Here is a 14822-nt window from a genome sequence, read left to right as displayed (position 1 = left end):
GCTTTTTTTAATATTCATTTAACATTTCATCGATTGTAAATTTGATTCCGTGATATGCAAATAAAGCTATCATTAAGCTTGGGAATCCGTAGCGATTACCTTCATCGTCTGGAATAAGACCTTTTAACAGCTTTGTATCAATATGTACATCTGTATATTGTTCTAGTGATTCAGTGCCTTCTTGAATAGCAGAGATGCCGACAATAGAGTGTCCATCTGCTTGCAGTTTTTTTGCTATTGCTACAACTTCTTCATCTGTTGAAAAACGGCTAATAAGAAGCACACGATCTGCAGAAGTTACTTCTACTTCCTTACCATTTTCAAATAATCGTTTTGCTTGCTTCATTGGTTCAGCACCGAATAGTGCTTCAGCAACAACGCCCTCCATTTCATTTGTACCATGTAAATAAATGAAACCTTCGCCAACTAATGCTTGAGCAAGTAGACGGGCGCTATCTTCTATATTCATTTCCTCTTTTTGAGAAACTCTGGAGAAATAACCGCTTAATTGGGTTGAAAAAATTTTTAACATAATGTTACTCCCTTCGTACGTGTTTACCGGCTTTCATTATAGTTTATTTTTTTAGAAAGGTGAAATCGAAGGTGGCATAACAAAATAGGAAACGGTAAAATAAGAAAGAAATAGGAAGGAATTTGGTAAAGAATAGCGAAAATTAATCGTTAAGATATAAGAAGCTTTAAATCTTGTACTTACACAGAAAGGTTGGGAGTTATGGAAGGGAAAATTTTAATCGTTGATGATCAATATGGCATTCGTGTGTTATTACATGAAGTGTTCCAAAAAGAAGGTTATCAGACATTCCAAGCAGCGAATGGATTTCAAGCTTTAGATATCGTGAAAAAAGATAATCCAGATTTAGTTGTGTTAGATATGAAAATTCCAGGTATGGATGGTATAGAGATTTTAAAGCATGTAAAAGAAATTGATGAGAGTATTAAAGTGATTTTAATGACTGCTTATGGAGAGCTTGATATGATCCAAGAAGCAAAAGATTTAGGTGCTTTAATGCATTTTGCTAAACCATTTGATATTGATGAAATTCGTCAAGCGGTGAGAAATGAACTCGCTGTAGAGGCTTAAAAATGAATTTTTTATAAAAAATATGGAAAAAAGCGTTTACATGGACTATTGTGCAGGTGAATACGGTTGAGTTTTTGAGTACAAGTTGTTATCCTATTGAGTGTAGAAAAAAGTCCGGTATGTAGATATACATATTTTACCTTATTCTGGTCATACTACCAGCGATAAGAACTTATCGGATACAAAAAACGTTTTTTAGGAGGATTCACCATGCCTTTAGTTTCTATGAAAGAAATGCTAAACAAAGCACTAGAAGGAAAATACGCAGTTGGTCAATTCAACATGAACAACTTAGAGTGGACTCAAGCTATCTTAGCTGCTGCGGAAGAAGAAAAATCTCCTGTAATCCTAGGTGTATCTGAGGGTGCAGCTCGTCATATGACTGGTTTCAAAACAGTTGTAGCTATGGTTAAAGCTTTAATCGAAGAAATGAACATCACTGTTCCTGTAGCGATTCACCTTGACCATGGTTCAAGCTTCGAAAAATGTAAAGAAGCAATCGATGCAGGTTTCACATCTGTAATGATCGACGCTTCTCACCACCCATTCGAAGAAAACGTAGAAACTACTAAAAAAGTAGTAGAATACGCACACGCTCGTAACGTATCTGTTGAAGCTGAGCTTGGAACAGTTGGCGGACAAGAAGACGACGTAATCGCTGAAGGCGTAATTTACGCTGACCCAGCTGAGTGTAAGCACCTTGTTGAAGCAACAGGTATCGATTGCCTAGCTCCAGCTTTAGGTTCTGTACACGGTCCTTACAAAGGTGAGCCTAACTTAGGATTCGCTGAAATGGAACAAGTTCGTGACTTCACTGGCGTACCTTTAGTATTACACGGTGGTACTGGTATCCCAACTGCTGATATCGAAAAAGCTATCTCTTTAGGTACTTCAAAAATCAACGTAAACACTGAGAACCAAATTGAGTTTACAAAAGCTGTTCGTGAAGTATTAAACAAAGACCAAGAAGTTTACGATCCTCGTAAATTTATCGGACCTGGCCGCGACGCTATCAAAGCAACTGTTATTGGTAAAATTCGCGAATTCGGTTCTAACGGTAAAGCGTAAGAATAAAATTCCGTTTTGGAAACCGTCTACTCTTTTAGACGGTTTCCTTTCGTTGTATAATGAAAGCGTGAACAAGTCTAAAGATTTTATCATTTTGTTTTTGAAATAGAAAATAATGTGCATAGTCCTATTAATAAATGTGATAATGTATCTAAATTGATAAAGTAAATTCGATAAATAGTTAATCTTTATCTTTTTGTATTACAGGAGAAATGAAGATGATGGTTTCCTATTTATTGAGTGTTAGGGTGGAAAGAGTGATTGAGATTCTTAAGGGGGAGCTTTCTATAAAAATATAGAAAGTAAATACATTCACAAGAAGGGAGCTCAATATGGAAAAATTGCTAATTGAAGGCGGAAGAGCTTTAAATGGAACAATTCGCGTGAGTGGTGCAAAGAACAGCGCCGTTGCACTAATTCCAGCGACAATTTTAGCAGATACTCCAGTAACTATTGGTGGTGTCCCTAATATTTCGGACGTGAAAATGTTAGGAGACTTACTAGAGGAAATTGGAGGAAGAGTAACGTATGGACAGGAGGAAGAGATGGTAGTCGATCCTTCTAACATGGTTGCAATGCCTTTACCAAATGGAAAAGTGAAAAAATTGCGTGCTTCTTATTATTTAATGGGTGCGATGCTTGGCCGTTTTAAAAAAGCTGTTATTGGGCTTCCAGGTGGATGTCACTTAGGACCGAGGCCGATTGATCAGCACATTAAAGGATTTGAAGCGTTAGGTGCACATGTTACGAATGAACAAGGTGCTATCTATTTAAGAGCAGATGAACTACGAGGGGCACGTATTTATTTAGATGTTGTTAGTGTAGGAGCTACGATTAATATTATGCTAGCAGCTGTACGAGCGAAAGGTAGAACTGTTATTGAAAACGCAGCGAAAGAACCAGAGATTATTGATGTAGCTACACTGTTAACTAGCATGGGGGCACGTATTAAAGGTGCTGGTACAGATGTAATCCGAATTGATGGTGTGGATTCATTGCACGGTTGTCATCATACGATCATTCCAGATCGTATTGAAGCGGGTACGTATATGATTTTAGGTGCTGCGTCAGGAGGAGAAGTAACAGTTGATAATGTTATTCCTCAGCATTTGGAGTCAGTTACTGCAAAATTAAGAGAAGCTGGTGTCCAAGTTGAAACGAATGATGACCAGATTACAGTGAACGGTGATAGAAGATTAAAAGTAGTTGATATAAAAACGCTTGTATATCCAGGTTTCCCAACAGATTTACAACAGCCATTTACAACACTTTTAACAAAGGCGCATGGAACGGGTGTTGTAACGGATACGATTTATGGCGCACGTTTTAAACATATTGATGAATTACGTCGTATGAATGCGCAAATTAAAGTAGAAGGTCGGTCAGCTATCGTAACTGGTCCTGTTTTATTACAAGGTGCAAAAGTGAAAGCGAGTGATTTGCGAGCTGGAGCAGCCCTTGTTATTGCAGGATTGATGGCGGATGGAATTACAGAAGTAACCGGACTTGAGCATATTGATCGTGGCTATGAAAATATAGTAGACAAGCTTAAAGGGCTTGGTGCAAACATTTGGCGAGAACAAATGACAAAGCAAGAAATTGAAGAAATGAAGAACGCATAAGTGATACTTCCGCGAGGGGGAAGCGAAGCATCACTACTTGCGGAAGTACACTTTATAGAAAAACACGGTTCACAAAATACGGCAGAAATATAAAGACTTAAAGGAGAGGGATTATCGTGGAAAGAAGTTTATCTATGGAGTTAGTACGTGTAACAGAGGCTGCAGCTTTATCATCAGCGCGTTGGATGGGACGCGGGAAAAAGGATGAGGCAGACGGTGCAGCAACATCAGCTATGCGTGATGTATTTGATACAATTCCGATGAAAGGTACAGTTGTAATTGGTGAAGGTGAAATGGATGAAGCACCAATGCTATATATCGGAGAAAAATTAGGTACAGGATATGGTCCGCGTGTAGACGTTGCAGTTGATCCTTTAGAAGGGACAAACATTGTAGCAGCTGGTGGATGGAATGCTCTTGCTGTTATTGCAATTGCAGATCATGGTAATTTGTTACATGCTCCTGACATGTACATGGATAAAATCGCGGTTGGCCCAGAAGCAGTTGGGGCGGTCGATATTGATGCGCCTATTATCGATAACTTACGTGCAGTTGCGAAAGCGAAAAACAAAGATATTGAAGATGTTGTAGCGACAGTTTTAAACCGTCCACGTCATCAAGCAATTATTGAAGAAATTCGTAAAGCTGGTGCTCGCATTAAATTGATTAATGATGGAGACGTAGCTGGTGCAATCAACACCGCATTTGATCGTACAGGTGTAGATATTTTATTCGGCTCTGGTGGCGCGCCTGAGGGTGTGTTAGCAGCAGTTGCATTAAAATGTTTAGGTGGAGAAATTCACGGGAAATTATTACCACAAAACGACGCTGAATTGGCGCGTTGCAAAAAGATGGGCATAGACGACATCAACCGCATCCTTCGCATGGAGGACTTAGTAAAAGGTGACGATGCAATCTTCGCAGCAACAGGTGTAACAGACGGAGAACTATTACGCGGCGTTCAATTTAAAGGTAGCGTAGGAACAACACAATCCCTTGTTATGCGCGCAAAATCAGGCACAGTACGCTTCGTAGACGGACGTCACAGCTTAAATAAAAAACCGAACTTGGTTATTAAATAAAAAGTGCAAGCGGCTCGTTCAGAATCGCAGGCTATTTAGAACCCTCGACCTTGAAGCGCTCTTTGCTTCGAGTGAGAGAGTGAAATGACCGGAGATTCTAGCCGCTGGAACTGGATTGAGTAAAAAGCGTAAGCAGCTTGCTCAGAAGGGGTGAAATGACTGATCCTTCTAGCCACCGACCATTCTAGCCGCTGAAGCTGGATTAAATAAAAAGCGAAGACAAATTTTCTTGTCTTCGCTTCTTGTATTTGTGTTTCAACGTATTGATTAAAACTAGATAAAAGGGTTACAATAGTGAATATTACCCTACTTGAACTTATTGCCTTTCATTATTAATTATTTGCCTTCCGTATTTTTTCCCTTTACCCATGTGAAAAGAGAATAACGTTAAAGTGTGGTGTCTGAATGAATTTGTCAATTGCAGCATTAGAAAACATGAAATTAAAAGAGTTATACGAGCTTGCGAAAGAATTTAAAATTTCGTATTATAGCAAATTAACGAAAAAAGAGTTAATCTTCGCCATTTTAAAAGCTCGAGCAGAAAAAGAAGGTTTCTTCTTCATGGAAGGCGTATTAGAAATTATTCAATCAGAAGGATTTGGATTCCTACGTCCTATCAACTACTCTCCAAGCTCAGAAGATATTTATATCTCAGCTTCGCAAATTCGTCGTTTCGATTTACGTAATGGAGATAAGGTTTCTGGTAAAGTACGACCTCCGAAAGAAAATGAACGCTACTTTGGGTTATTACAAGTTGAAGCTGTAAACGGAGATGATCCAGAGTCAGCAAAAGAGCGTGTGCATTTCCCTGCATTAACACCATTATACCCAGATCGCCAAATGAAATTGGAAACGGAACCGAAAAAGTTACCGACACGCATCATGGATTTAATTGCACCAGTTGGATTTGGACAACGTGGTTTAATTGTCGCGCCTCCAAAGGCTGGTAAAACTAGTCTATTAAAAGAAATCGCACACAGTGTTACAACAAATCATCCGGAAGCTGAATTAATTGTTCTTTTAATTGATGAGCGTCCAGAGGAAGTAACAGATATTGAACGTTCTGTTAAAGGAGATGTTGTAAGCTCTACTTTTGATGAAGTACCAGAAAATCATATTAAAGTAGCAGAACTTGTGTTAGAACGTGCAATGCGTCTTGTAGAGCACAAAAAAGATGTTATCATTTTAATGGATAGTATTACCCGTTTAGCGCGAGCTTACAACCTTGTTATTCCGCCAAGTGGTAGAACATTATCGGGTGGTATCGACCCAGCTGCCTTCCATAGACCGAAGCGTTTCTTTGGAGCTGCACGTAATATTGAAGAAGGCGGTAGCTTAACAATTTTAGCAACAGCTCTTGTTGATACAGGATCTCGTATGGACGATGTAATTTACGAAGAATTTAAAGGAACTGGAAATATGGAACTTCATTTAGATCGTTCATTAGCTGAGCGTCGTATCTTCCCGGCAATTGATATTCGTCGTTCTGGTACACGTAAAGAGGATCTATTAATTCCGAAAGAACATTTAGACAAGCTATGGGGTATTCGTAAAACAATGCGTGATACACCAGACTTTGTTGAAGGTTTCTTACGTAAACTTCGTCAAACAAAGACAAATGAAGAATTTTTACAAAACATTGTTGCAGATTCGAAAAGATATGTAACAACGAAGTAAAGGGAAAAGATTGGGACTCGCTTATTTTATGGTAAGCGAGTTTTTTATGTTTTTTAGGTGATCTTAAAGAGAGATGAGTGGAAGGGCATTAGTTGGTTCTAGTTGGATGAGCGGCCTCCATTTTAAGATAATATCCAGCTCCAGCGGCTAGAATCTCCGGTCATTTCACTCTCTCGCTCGAAGCAAAAAGCGCTTCAAGGTCGAGAGTTCCAAATAGCCTGCGATTCTGAGCGAGCCGCTTCTGCTTTTAAAATTAAAAAGACAAAAACAGGTAGTTGCAAAATGAAGTTAGCCTTGTTATAATTTCATCATATGTGTTTCATCAATATAGTTGTGTATGCAGCTGAAGATGAAAAACTCTGTTTCGAAAATGATTCAGGGCGGAAGGAGATGAAAAGAATGAAAGCAGGAATTCACCCAGATTACAAGAAAGTTGTATTCATGGACACAAACACAGGCTTCAAATTCTTAAGCGGATCTACTAGAGGATCTAACGAAACTGTTGAGTGGGAAGATGGTAACACTTATCCATTACTAAAAGTTGAGATCAGTTCTGATTCTCACCCATTCTACACTGGACGTCAGAAGTTTGCTACTGCAGACGGACGCGTTGACCGCTTCAATAAGAAATACGGTCTTAAGTAATAAAAACATAAAACAGGCAAGTGTATCTATTCGCTTGTCTGTTTTTTTTGCGAAAATATTATACCTTTACCCTACTTTTAATTAAAAAGTAGATGAAAGGAGATCTTCATGTACTTAATAAATCAGAACGGTTGGATTGAAGTGATTTGCGGTAGTATGTTTTCTGGTAAATCAGAAGAGCTTATCCGCCGTGTGCGTCGTACGCAATTTGCGAAACAACATGCAATTGTATTTAAACCATGTATTGATAATCGCTATAGTGAAGAAGACGTTGTATCACATAACGGATTAAAGGTAAAAGCAGTTCCTGTTTCAGCTTCAAAAGATATATTTGAACATATCACTGAAGAAATGGATGTAATTGCAATCGATGAGGTGCAATTCTTTGATGGGGACATTGTGGAAGTGGTGCAAGTATTGGCAAATCGTGGCTATCGTGTCATTGTAGCTGGTTTAGACCAAGATTTCCGTGGTCTACCATTTGGACAAGTTCCTCAGCTGATGGCGATTGCTGAACATGTAACAAAACTACAAGCAGTATGTTCTGCATGTGGATCTCCGGCAAGTCGTACACAACGATTAATTGATGGAGAACCAGCGGCATTTGATGATCCGATTATTTTAGTTGGTGCTTCAGAATCGTATGAACCACGCTGTCGTCATTGTCATGCAGTTCCTACAAACAAAGATAAGTAAAACTCGCTGCGCAAGGCGGGTTTTTTTCAGAATAGAGAGTGTAAGTGGTGTGAGCCACTTGCGCTTTAAGTGTGATATCTAGCTTCAGCGGCTAGAATCGCAGGCCATTTCACTCTCTCGCTTGAAGCAAAAAGCGCTTCAAGGTCGAGGGTTCCAATGGCCTGCGATTCTGAGCAAGTCGCTTACGCTTTTAAATATATCTAGTTCTGGTGGCTAGCTCTTCGCATCTAAGAACCTTCCGCCCGAAAGGTAAAAAGCACCTTTAGGTCGAAAGAACTTTAGCTGGTCAGAGCTGAACGAGCCACCGCCACTTTTAAATATAATTTGCGTTTTTTTGAGTAAGTACCATATACTATTTGTATTAGATACTAGGATGTAGAGGTGAATGATGTGTTAGATCGTTTGCAAGCTGTAGAAAATCGTTATGAGAAGTTAAATGAATTGCTAAGCGACCCAGCAATTATTAGTGATTCAAATAAGCTTCGTGAATATTCAAAGGAACAGTCTGATATACAGGAAACGGTAGAGGTGTATCGTGAGTATAAGGATGTTCGTGAGCAATTAAAAGATGCGAAAGCAATGTTAGAAGATAAGTTAGACGCAGAAATGCGTGAAATGGTAAAAGAAGAGGTTTCTGAGTTAGAATCACAAGAAAAAACATTATCAGAGCGTCTGAAAATTTTACTTGTACCAAAAGACCCTAACGATGATAAGAACGTTATCGTTGAGGTTCGTGGAGCTGCTGGTGGCGACGAGGCCGCTTTATTTGCTGGTGACCTATACCGTATGTATAGCCGTTATGCTGAGGTGCAAGGTTGGAAAACGGAGATTATCGAGGCTAGCTATACAGAGTTAGGTGGATATAAAGAGATTATCTTTATGATTAACGGTAAAGGTGCTTTCGCGAAGCTGAAATTCGAGAATGGCGCTCACCGTGTACAACGTGTTCCTGAAACGGAATCTGGTGGACGTATCCATACATCTACAGCAACTGTAGCTGTATTACCAGAGGCAGAAGAAGTAGAGATTGATATTCATGAGAAAGATGTTCGTGTTGATACATTCGCTTCTAGTGGACCTGGTGGACAGAGCGTTAATACAACGATGTCAGCGGTACGTTTAACGCATTTACCGACTGGTGTAGTTGTATCATGTCAGGATGAGAAATCACAAATTAAGAATAAAGAAAAAGCGATGAAAGTATTACGCGCACGTGTTTATGATAAGTTTAGACAAGAAGCGCAAGCTGAGTATGATCAAAACCGTAAACAAGCTGTTGGTACGGGTGATCGTTCAGAGCGTATTCGTACGTATAACTTCCCGCAAAACCGTGTTACAGACCATCGAATCGGTTTAACGATTCAAAAGTTAGATCAAATCTTACAAGGTAAGTTAGATGATTTCATCAATGCCTTAGTAATGGAAGATCAGGCTCAAAGGATGGAGGCAGCTGAGTAATGCGTGTCTATGAAGCCCTGAAATGGGCTTCTTCTTTTTTACAGGAGAATGGACGAGATGAAAATGCGGGAGAAATTGTCCTTTGTCATGTATTAAAGACGAATAGAACAGGATTATTGATGAACATGCGTGAAGAAATAACTGCGGAACAAGAAAAAAGTTTTACAGAGTTTATCCACAAGCATGTAGAAGGTATTCCTATTCAATATATGATTGGTCATGAGATGTTTTATGGAAGATCGTTCTTTGTGAATGAAGAAGTATTAATACCAAGACCGGAAACAGAAGAGCTTATAGTGGGAGTGTTAGAAAGAATCGATCGTCATTTTAATGATGAGAAACTACATGTAGCAGATATTGGTACAGGTAGCGGAGCGATTTCGATTACGCTTTCTTTAGAAAATAAAAATCTTCATGTGTATACGGTAGATATTGCACAGGAGTCAATTAAAGTCGCAAAAGAAAATGCGAAAACCTTGGGCGCAGAAGTAACGTTCTATCATGGTGATTTATTATCACCATTTTATGAAACGGGTCAAAAGTTAGATGTTGTCGTTTCAAATCCGCCATATATACCGGAAGAAGATTGGCGTGGACTTTCTCCTGTGGTGAAAGAGCATGAGCCAAAGAGAGCGCTTGTTGGTGGTGAAGACGGATTAGATTTTTATCGCCGCTTTATGGAAGAGTTGCCGAATGTATTGCAGAAGAAAGCTATTGTCGCATTTGAAATTGGAGTAGGGCAAGGTGAGGACGTGAAAGGGCTTTTACAACAAGCTTTTCCACATGCTCATGTTGAGGTTGTTTTTGATATTAATGGAAAAGATCGTATGGTATTTGCGGAGATGGAGTAAGGTTTACACCTTACTCTATTTTTTTGTGGAAAAATTCATATAGATTTTGAATTTAATAGTTTAGAAAGATGAAAGTCTGTCCACAATGTTTGTAGAAGGGACGGTGGAGGAAATGAAAAAACAAGTTATTGCTTATCTTCTTCTATTATTAATTGGTGCACAGTTACTTGTGCAGTTTGGATATATGAAAGCTGATGCGAAGGGGCCTTCAGTTATTCCGAAAGAGGCCGTTCGATTACGGATTTTAGCAAATAGTGATTCAGATAAAGACCAGGCGTTAAAGCGCAAAGTGCGTGATGAAGTAAAAGCACAAATTGATGGATGGGTAGCTGATTTAACTTCATTTGAAGAAGCGCGCAAGGTCATTCAAAGTCATATTCCAGAAATAGAAAAAACAGTGGCAAATACGTTAAAAAAAGAAGGAAGTAAAGATTCATTTCAAGTGAAATTCAGTAAAAATGTAAAGTTTCCTACAAAGGTATATGGGAATTTTATTTATCCGGCAGGGGAATATGAAGCAGTCTTAATTACAATTGGGGAAGGTGAAGGGGCAAACTGGTGGTGTGTATTATTTCCACCGATGTGTTTCTTAGATTTCTCAAGTGGTACAGCTGTAAGGAAAGAAGAACATGTTGTGAAGGCTGAATCTCCTGAAGAGGAGCAAGTGAAACAAATAGATGATGAAGAAGTAGTAAATGCAGAAGAGAAAAAAGAGGATGAGGTGAAAGAAAAGAAAGTTGTAAAGCAGGAAGTCGCAAAAAAAGTAACAGCTTCTGAAAAAAAAGTAGTAAAAAATGAAACGAAAGTAGAAGAACAACCTGCAAGTAAAGAGGAAACAAAAACTGTGGAAAAAGTGGAGAAACCTGTGGAACAAAAACAAGAAAAGCGAAATGAGTATGTAAAAGTAGAAGAGGAAGAAGAAAAGCCGGAAGTTAAGTTATTTATTGTAGAAGCTTTTACATCTTTATTCTCTAAATAGTACTATTCGTAAATCCCTTCTCATATATAAAAAAGAGGAGGGATTTATTATGAAGAAGGTATATTTTGCGACGAAGGCAGATGTGGAAAGATTGCATTCTTTTTTCGGACAAGCTAATAAAAAAGATGATAAAATAAATGAGTTGTACGCACAGTTTATGATTTTGGAAGAGGCGGAAGAAATACGGGCAGTCATCGGATATGAACAAAGTGAAAAAAACGCACTTATTCGTTCTTGTTTATTCACACCTAATGTGGATAAACAGACTTTCTTATATTTTTTTGAAATGTTTTTGCAGTATATGAAAGAAAAAAATATTCGACAATTGTACTTACTAACAAATCATCCACAATCTATAACAATCTTTCAGTTTTTTGACTTTGTTACTATAGAGAAAGAGGACGTACCAGAGGGAATTCGACAGTTAGAACACTTTTGTAAAAATATAAAAGAGCCAAATGCAATAATACTAAATTGTCAGCTATTCACAAAGTTATCCACGGATTAATTAGGTTTATCCACATTTTGTGGATAAACCTTGTTTGTCTTTTGGATAAATCTCATAGTAAACTAAAAATAGACAAGTATTTCAGGGTAGAAAAGGACGTGGGAAAAAATGCATACAAATATGTGGGTTGTGGATAATGTTGTGGAAAGAAAAAAATATTATCCACAGTTACAAGAAGCAGCAAAATTATTAAGGGAAAATGAGGCGATTGCCTTCCCTACAGAAACGGTATATGGACTAGGTGCAAACGCGATGAATGATGAAGCGATTGCGAAAATTTTTGAGGCGAAAGGAAGACCGAGTGATAATCCACTTATTGTCCACATCGGTACAAAATCGCAGTTAGATGGTATTGTGAAGGAAATTCCGCCAGTTGCAGAGAAGTTGATGGAGCATTTTTGGCCAGGTCCGTTAACAATTATTTTACCTAGAAAAGAAGGAATTTCAGAGAAGGTGACGGCAGGACTTCATACAGTTGGAGTGAGGATGCCTGATCATCCGGTAGCTCTTGCTCTTATTGAAGAGGCAAATGTACCTGTTGCAGCACCGAGTGCGAATCGTTCAGGTCGTCCAAGCCCGACGTTAGCATCTCACGTATATGAAGATTTAAATGAGAAAATCGCAGGTATTGTAGATGGTGGTGCAACAGGAGTCGGTGTTGAATCGACTGTAATTGATTGTACGAGCGCTGTTCCAACGATATTACGCCCGGGTGGGATTACGAAAGAACAATTGGAAGCGGTGATTGGCACGGTTTCTTTAGATCCGGCTCTAAAGGATGAGAAGGAAAAACCGAAATCACCTGGAATGAAGTATACACATTATGCACCGAAAGCGCCGCTCAGTATCGTTGAAGGATCACGTGAGTTTATCCAGCGCCTTGTGGATGAGAAGAAGGAAGAAGGATTCAAAGTAGGTGTATTAACGACAGAAGAGTATCACCATATATATAATGCGGATGTTGTATTATCATGTGGTGTTCGAAGTGATTTAGCTAGCGTTGCGACTAAATTATATGATGTACTTAGAACGTTTGATGCAAGTGAAGTGGATGTTATTTTTAGTGAATCGTTCCCGAATGAAGGAATAGGAAACGCGATTATGAATCGCTTAACAAAAGCGGCAGGACATCATATTATTACTGAATGATAAGGTACGATTAGCAAACAGAATATTTCTCCTCGGATAAGCATATTGTGAAGTAGCACGTCCGAGGAGGGACATGAATGACGTTTGAACAGCTAATACCTTTAATAATTATGGCATTCGCCTTAGGGATGGATGCATTTTCGGTGAGTCTTGGTATGGGAATGATGGCCTTAAAGATAAGACAGATCCTGTATATCGGTGTGACGATAGGGATATTTCATATTATCATGCCATTTATTGGGATGGTATTAGGTCGTTTTTTATCAGAGCAGTATGGAGACATTGCACATTTTGCAGGTGCTATATTATTAATAGGACTAGGATTTTATATTGTGTATTCCTCTATTTTAGAGAATGAAGAGACTAGAACAGCCCCTATTGGAATTAGTTTATTCGTATTTGCATTTGGTGTTAGTATAGATAGTTTTTCAGTAGGGCTTAGTCTTGGTATTTACGGAGCACAGACAGTTATTACGATATTACTCTTTGGATTTATTAGTATGTTATTAGCGTGGACTGGTTTATTCATTGGCAGGCATGCGAAAGGTATGCTCGGTACATATGGTGAGATAGTAGGTGGTATCATTTTGGTTGGATTTGGATTATATCTCCTTTTTCCTATATAATTTTAGGGGGAGGGCGTTATGAACAAATTATTGGAATGGTATATTCGATTTGTAACTTTTTTCCTAGATGGTTACGACTGCTTATTATTTGGGGTATTATTTTACAAATTTCAATTTTAGGTTGGATTAAATTAATTCGCGAATGATAGGATAGTTCCTTTCTGTGCATAGTTTTGTTTGTACTATACTGATTGCGCTAAAAAATTAAACATATAGAAAGGATGAGATGGATGACGAGATTGAAGCAAGTTTTTGGTATTATTATTAGTTTTTTTGTTTTTTGGTTTAGTATGCTCGGTGTACAAATGTTTGCTGAGTTTTTAGATATTGAGTCATTGAAGTTTGTTGCGGGGAAAACGGAGGCAGCGCGTGCTTTTTATTCTCCATACCCGTTTTTAATTGTTTTTCTTATTACATTGCTTTCCCTTTACTTCTTCGTAATTAAGCTTGGGAAACCGAAAAAAGAGAAGATACCGGCTTTAGAAGAAAAGAAGGAAGAATTACAATGATAAAAATCCCCTGCTATTTAGCAGGGGATTTTATGTTTGAGTGGTGGAAGGAATCAAGCCGCCTTTACTTTTAGATATTATCCAGCTCCAGCGGCTAGAATCTCCGGCCATTTCACTCTCTCGCTCGAAGCAAAAAGCGCTTCAAGGTCGAGAGTTCCAAATAGCCTGCGATTCTGAGCGAGCCGCTTCCGCTTTTAGATTGGCCTCACTAATTCAAATTGTTCTCCTAGTTTTGCGTAGTTGTGTCCTGCTAGGCGGCTTACTGGTTTTAGTCCTTCGGCATGAATGCGTCCATTTTCGTATAGGTGTTCTGCGACATGGAAACGAACGACGCGTCCGATTAGTAAATCGCAAGCTGGTGAGTCTTCTGTTCCGCCAAGGGGGATTGCGCGTTCTAGCACGCATTCCATTCGAATATTTGCTTCTTTTACACCTGGAACGGAGATGACATCACTTTCAATTGGTGTTAATTTTGCTAATTCAATTTCACTTTCATTTGGAGGGAGATTTGCTGCTGTTTCGTTAATTGCCGCTACATATGATTCATCAGAGATATGTACGACAAATTCTCCTTTTTCAATTGCGTTTCGGGAAGTGTCTTTTCTTTCTCCAGCTTTTCGTTGTACAGAAACTGAGATAAGTGGCGGATTAGCAGCAACAATATTGAAATAACTATATGGTGCTCCATTTAATACGCCGTCTTTTGTTACAGAAGTAACGAATGCGACAGGGCGTGGAATAATACTTCCTGTAAGTAATTTGTAATTCTCTTTTTCCGATTGTTCATTTGGATTAATGGATAACATGATTGAAATCCCCTTTCTAAATATGACGACTTATTGTTTGTTTA

16 protein-coding genes are annotated in these 14822 nt (G+C 38.7%); 14 read left to right on the top strand and 2 right to left on the bottom strand.

Annotated features, from left to right (window positions below):
• Positions 1–7: 7 nt before the first annotated feature.
• Complete coding sequence (locus NLJ82_RS26330) at positions 8–532, bottom strand: DUF2529 domain-containing protein (RefSeq protein ID WP_000912423.1); 525 nt, start codon at positions 530–532, stop codon at positions 8–10.
• Positions 533–733: 201 nt separating this feature from the next.
• Between NLJ82_RS26330 and spo0F the strand changes: the two genes are divergently transcribed.
• The 14 genes from spo0F (at position 734) to NLJ82_RS26260 (ending at position 13972) form a co-directional block, all read left to right on the top strand.
• The gene (gene spo0F / locus NLJ82_RS26325) at positions 734–1102 is read left to right on the top strand and encodes a sporulation initiation phosphotransferase Spo0F (protein WP_000398594.1); all 369 of its coding nucleotides are present in this window, start codon (positions 734–736) and stop codon (positions 1100–1102) included.
• A gap of 210 nt (positions 1103–1312) precedes the next feature.
• Entirely contained in the window at positions 1313–2170 is an 858-nt protein-coding gene (locus tag NLJ82_RS26320; RefSeq protein ID WP_001131850.1) for a class II fructose-bisphosphate aldolase, read from the top strand.
• A gap of 332 nt (positions 2171–2502) precedes the next feature.
• On the top strand, positions 2503–3792 hold the full coding sequence (murA, locus tag NLJ82_RS26315) for a UDP-N-acetylglucosamine 1-carboxyvinyltransferase (RefSeq protein WP_000413260.1): 1290 nt from the start codon (positions 2503–2505) through the stop codon (positions 3790–3792).
• Positions 3793–3908: 116 nt separating this feature from the next.
• The gene (glpX, locus tag NLJ82_RS26310; RefSeq protein WP_000442333.1) at positions 3909–4874 is read left to right on the top strand and encodes a class II fructose-bisphosphatase; all 966 of its coding nucleotides are present in this window, start codon (positions 3909–3911) and stop codon (positions 4872–4874) included.
• Positions 4875–5279: 405 nt separating this feature from the next.
• Entirely contained in the window at positions 5280–6551 is a 1272-nt protein-coding gene (gene rho, locus NLJ82_RS26305; protein WP_001053898.1) for a transcription termination factor Rho, read from the top strand.
• Positions 6552–6950: 399 nt separating this feature from the next.
• On the top strand, positions 6951–7196 hold the full coding sequence (locus tag NLJ82_RS26300; protein ID WP_000643437.1) for a type B 50S ribosomal protein L31: 246 nt from the start codon (positions 6951–6953) through the stop codon (positions 7194–7196).
• Positions 7197–7304: 108 nt separating this feature from the next.
• Positions 7305–7892, top strand: a complete 588-nt coding sequence (locus tag NLJ82_RS26295; RefSeq protein WP_000280862.1) for a thymidine kinase — start codon at positions 7305–7307, stop codon at positions 7890–7892.
• A gap of 390 nt (positions 7893–8282) precedes the next feature.
• On the top strand, positions 8283–9350 hold the full coding sequence (gene prfA, locus NLJ82_RS26290; RefSeq protein WP_000887065.1) for a peptide chain release factor 1: 1068 nt from the start codon (positions 8283–8285) through the stop codon (positions 9348–9350).
• Positions 9350–10201: a peptide chain release factor N(5)-glutamine methyltransferase gene (gene prmC / locus NLJ82_RS26285; protein ID WP_001267032.1), complete on the top strand. Its 852-nt coding sequence runs from the start codon at positions 9350–9352 to the stop codon at positions 10199–10201. The genes prfA and prmC overlap by 1 nt, the downstream gene beginning before the upstream one ends.
• Positions 10202–10313: 112 nt before the next feature.
• Complete coding sequence (gene spoIIR, locus NLJ82_RS26280) at positions 10314–11180, top strand: stage II sporulation protein R (RefSeq protein ID WP_002092582.1); 867 nt, start codon at positions 10314–10316, stop codon at positions 11178–11180.
• Positions 11181–11229: 49 nt separating this feature from the next.
• Entirely contained in the window at positions 11230–11688 is a 459-nt protein-coding gene (locus NLJ82_RS26275) for a GNAT family N-acetyltransferase (protein ID WP_000758436.1), read from the top strand.
• Positions 11689–11796: 108 nt separating this feature from the next.
• Complete coding sequence (locus NLJ82_RS26270; RefSeq protein WP_000557336.1) at positions 11797–12837, top strand: L-threonylcarbamoyladenylate synthase; 1041 nt, start codon at positions 11797–11799, stop codon at positions 12835–12837.
• A gap of 77 nt (positions 12838–12914) precedes the next feature.
• Positions 12915–13463: a manganese efflux pump MntP gene (locus NLJ82_RS26265; RefSeq protein ID WP_000142468.1), complete on the top strand. Its 549-nt coding sequence runs from the start codon at positions 12915–12917 to the stop codon at positions 13461–13463.
• A gap of 230 nt (positions 13464–13693) precedes the next feature.
• Positions 13694–13972: a DUF3935 domain-containing protein gene (locus tag NLJ82_RS26260; protein WP_000197470.1), complete on the top strand. Its 279-nt coding sequence runs from the start codon at positions 13694–13696 to the stop codon at positions 13970–13972.
• 194 nt (positions 13973–14166) lie between these two features.
• Here NLJ82_RS26260 and NLJ82_RS26255 read toward each other — a convergent pair whose 3' ends face one another.
• Complete coding sequence (locus NLJ82_RS26255; RefSeq protein WP_000949040.1) at positions 14167–14778, bottom strand: flavin reductase family protein; 612 nt, start codon at positions 14776–14778, stop codon at positions 14167–14169.
• Positions 14779–14822: the final 44 nt, after the last annotated feature.

The sequence above is a fragment of the Bacillus paranthracis genome (assembly GCF_024296885.1).
In the GTDB taxonomy this organism is placed as follows: domain Bacteria; phylum Bacillota; class Bacilli; order Bacillales; family Bacillaceae_G; genus Bacillus_A; species Bacillus_A paranthracis.
The sequence above is the reverse complement of the archived record's forward strand: the minus strand, read 5'-3'. Positions and strand labels throughout refer to the sequence as shown.

Excerpts from the sequence above, each read along its gene's own strand:
- murA (WP_000413260.1), top strand. The coding sequence starts at position 2,503 with ATGGAAAAATTGCTAATTGAAGGCGGAAGAGCTTTAAATGGAACAATT.
- rho (WP_001053898.1), top strand. The coding sequence starts at position 5,280 with ATGAATTTGTCAATTGCAGCATTAGAAAACATGAAATTAAAAGAGTTA.
- NLJ82_RS26265 (WP_000142468.1), top strand. The coding sequence starts at position 12,915 with ATGACGTTTGAACAGCTAATACCTTTAATAATTATGGCATTCGCCTTA.
- NLJ82_RS26300 (WP_000643437.1), top strand. The coding sequence starts at position 6,951 with ATGAAAGCAGGAATTCACCCAGATTACAAGAAAGTTGTATTCATGGAC.
- spoIIR (WP_002092582.1), top strand. The coding sequence starts at position 10,314 with ATGAAAAAACAAGTTATTGCTTATCTTCTTCTATTATTAATTGGTGCA.
- spo0F (WP_000398594.1), top strand. The coding sequence starts at position 734 with ATGGAAGGGAAAATTTTAATCGTTGATGATCAATATGGCATTCGTGTG.
- prmC (WP_001267032.1), top strand. The coding sequence starts at position 9,350 with ATGCGTGTCTATGAAGCCCTGAAATGGGCTTCTTCTTTTTTACAGGAG.
- NLJ82_RS26320 (WP_001131850.1), top strand. The coding sequence starts at position 1,313 with ATGCCTTTAGTTTCTATGAAAGAAATGCTAAACAAAGCACTAGAAGGA.
- NLJ82_RS26270 (WP_000557336.1), top strand. The coding sequence starts at position 11,797 with ATGCATACAAATATGTGGGTTGTGGATAATGTTGTGGAAAGAAAAAAA.
- NLJ82_RS26260 (WP_000197470.1), top strand. The coding sequence starts at position 13,694 with ATGACGAGATTGAAGCAAGTTTTTGGTATTATTATTAGTTTTTTTGTT.
- NLJ82_RS26330 (WP_000912423.1), bottom strand. The coding sequence starts at position 532 with ATGTTAAAAATTTTTTCAACCCAATTAAGCGGTTATTTCTCCAGAGTT.
- NLJ82_RS26255 (WP_000949040.1), bottom strand. The coding sequence starts at position 14,778 with ATGTTATCCATTAATCCAAATGAACAATCGGAAAAAGAGAATTACAAA.
- NLJ82_RS26295 (WP_000280862.1), top strand. The coding sequence starts at position 7,305 with ATGTACTTAATAAATCAGAACGGTTGGATTGAAGTGATTTGCGGTAGT.
- NLJ82_RS26275 (WP_000758436.1), top strand. The coding sequence starts at position 11,230 with ATGAAGAAGGTATATTTTGCGACGAAGGCAGATGTGGAAAGATTGCAT.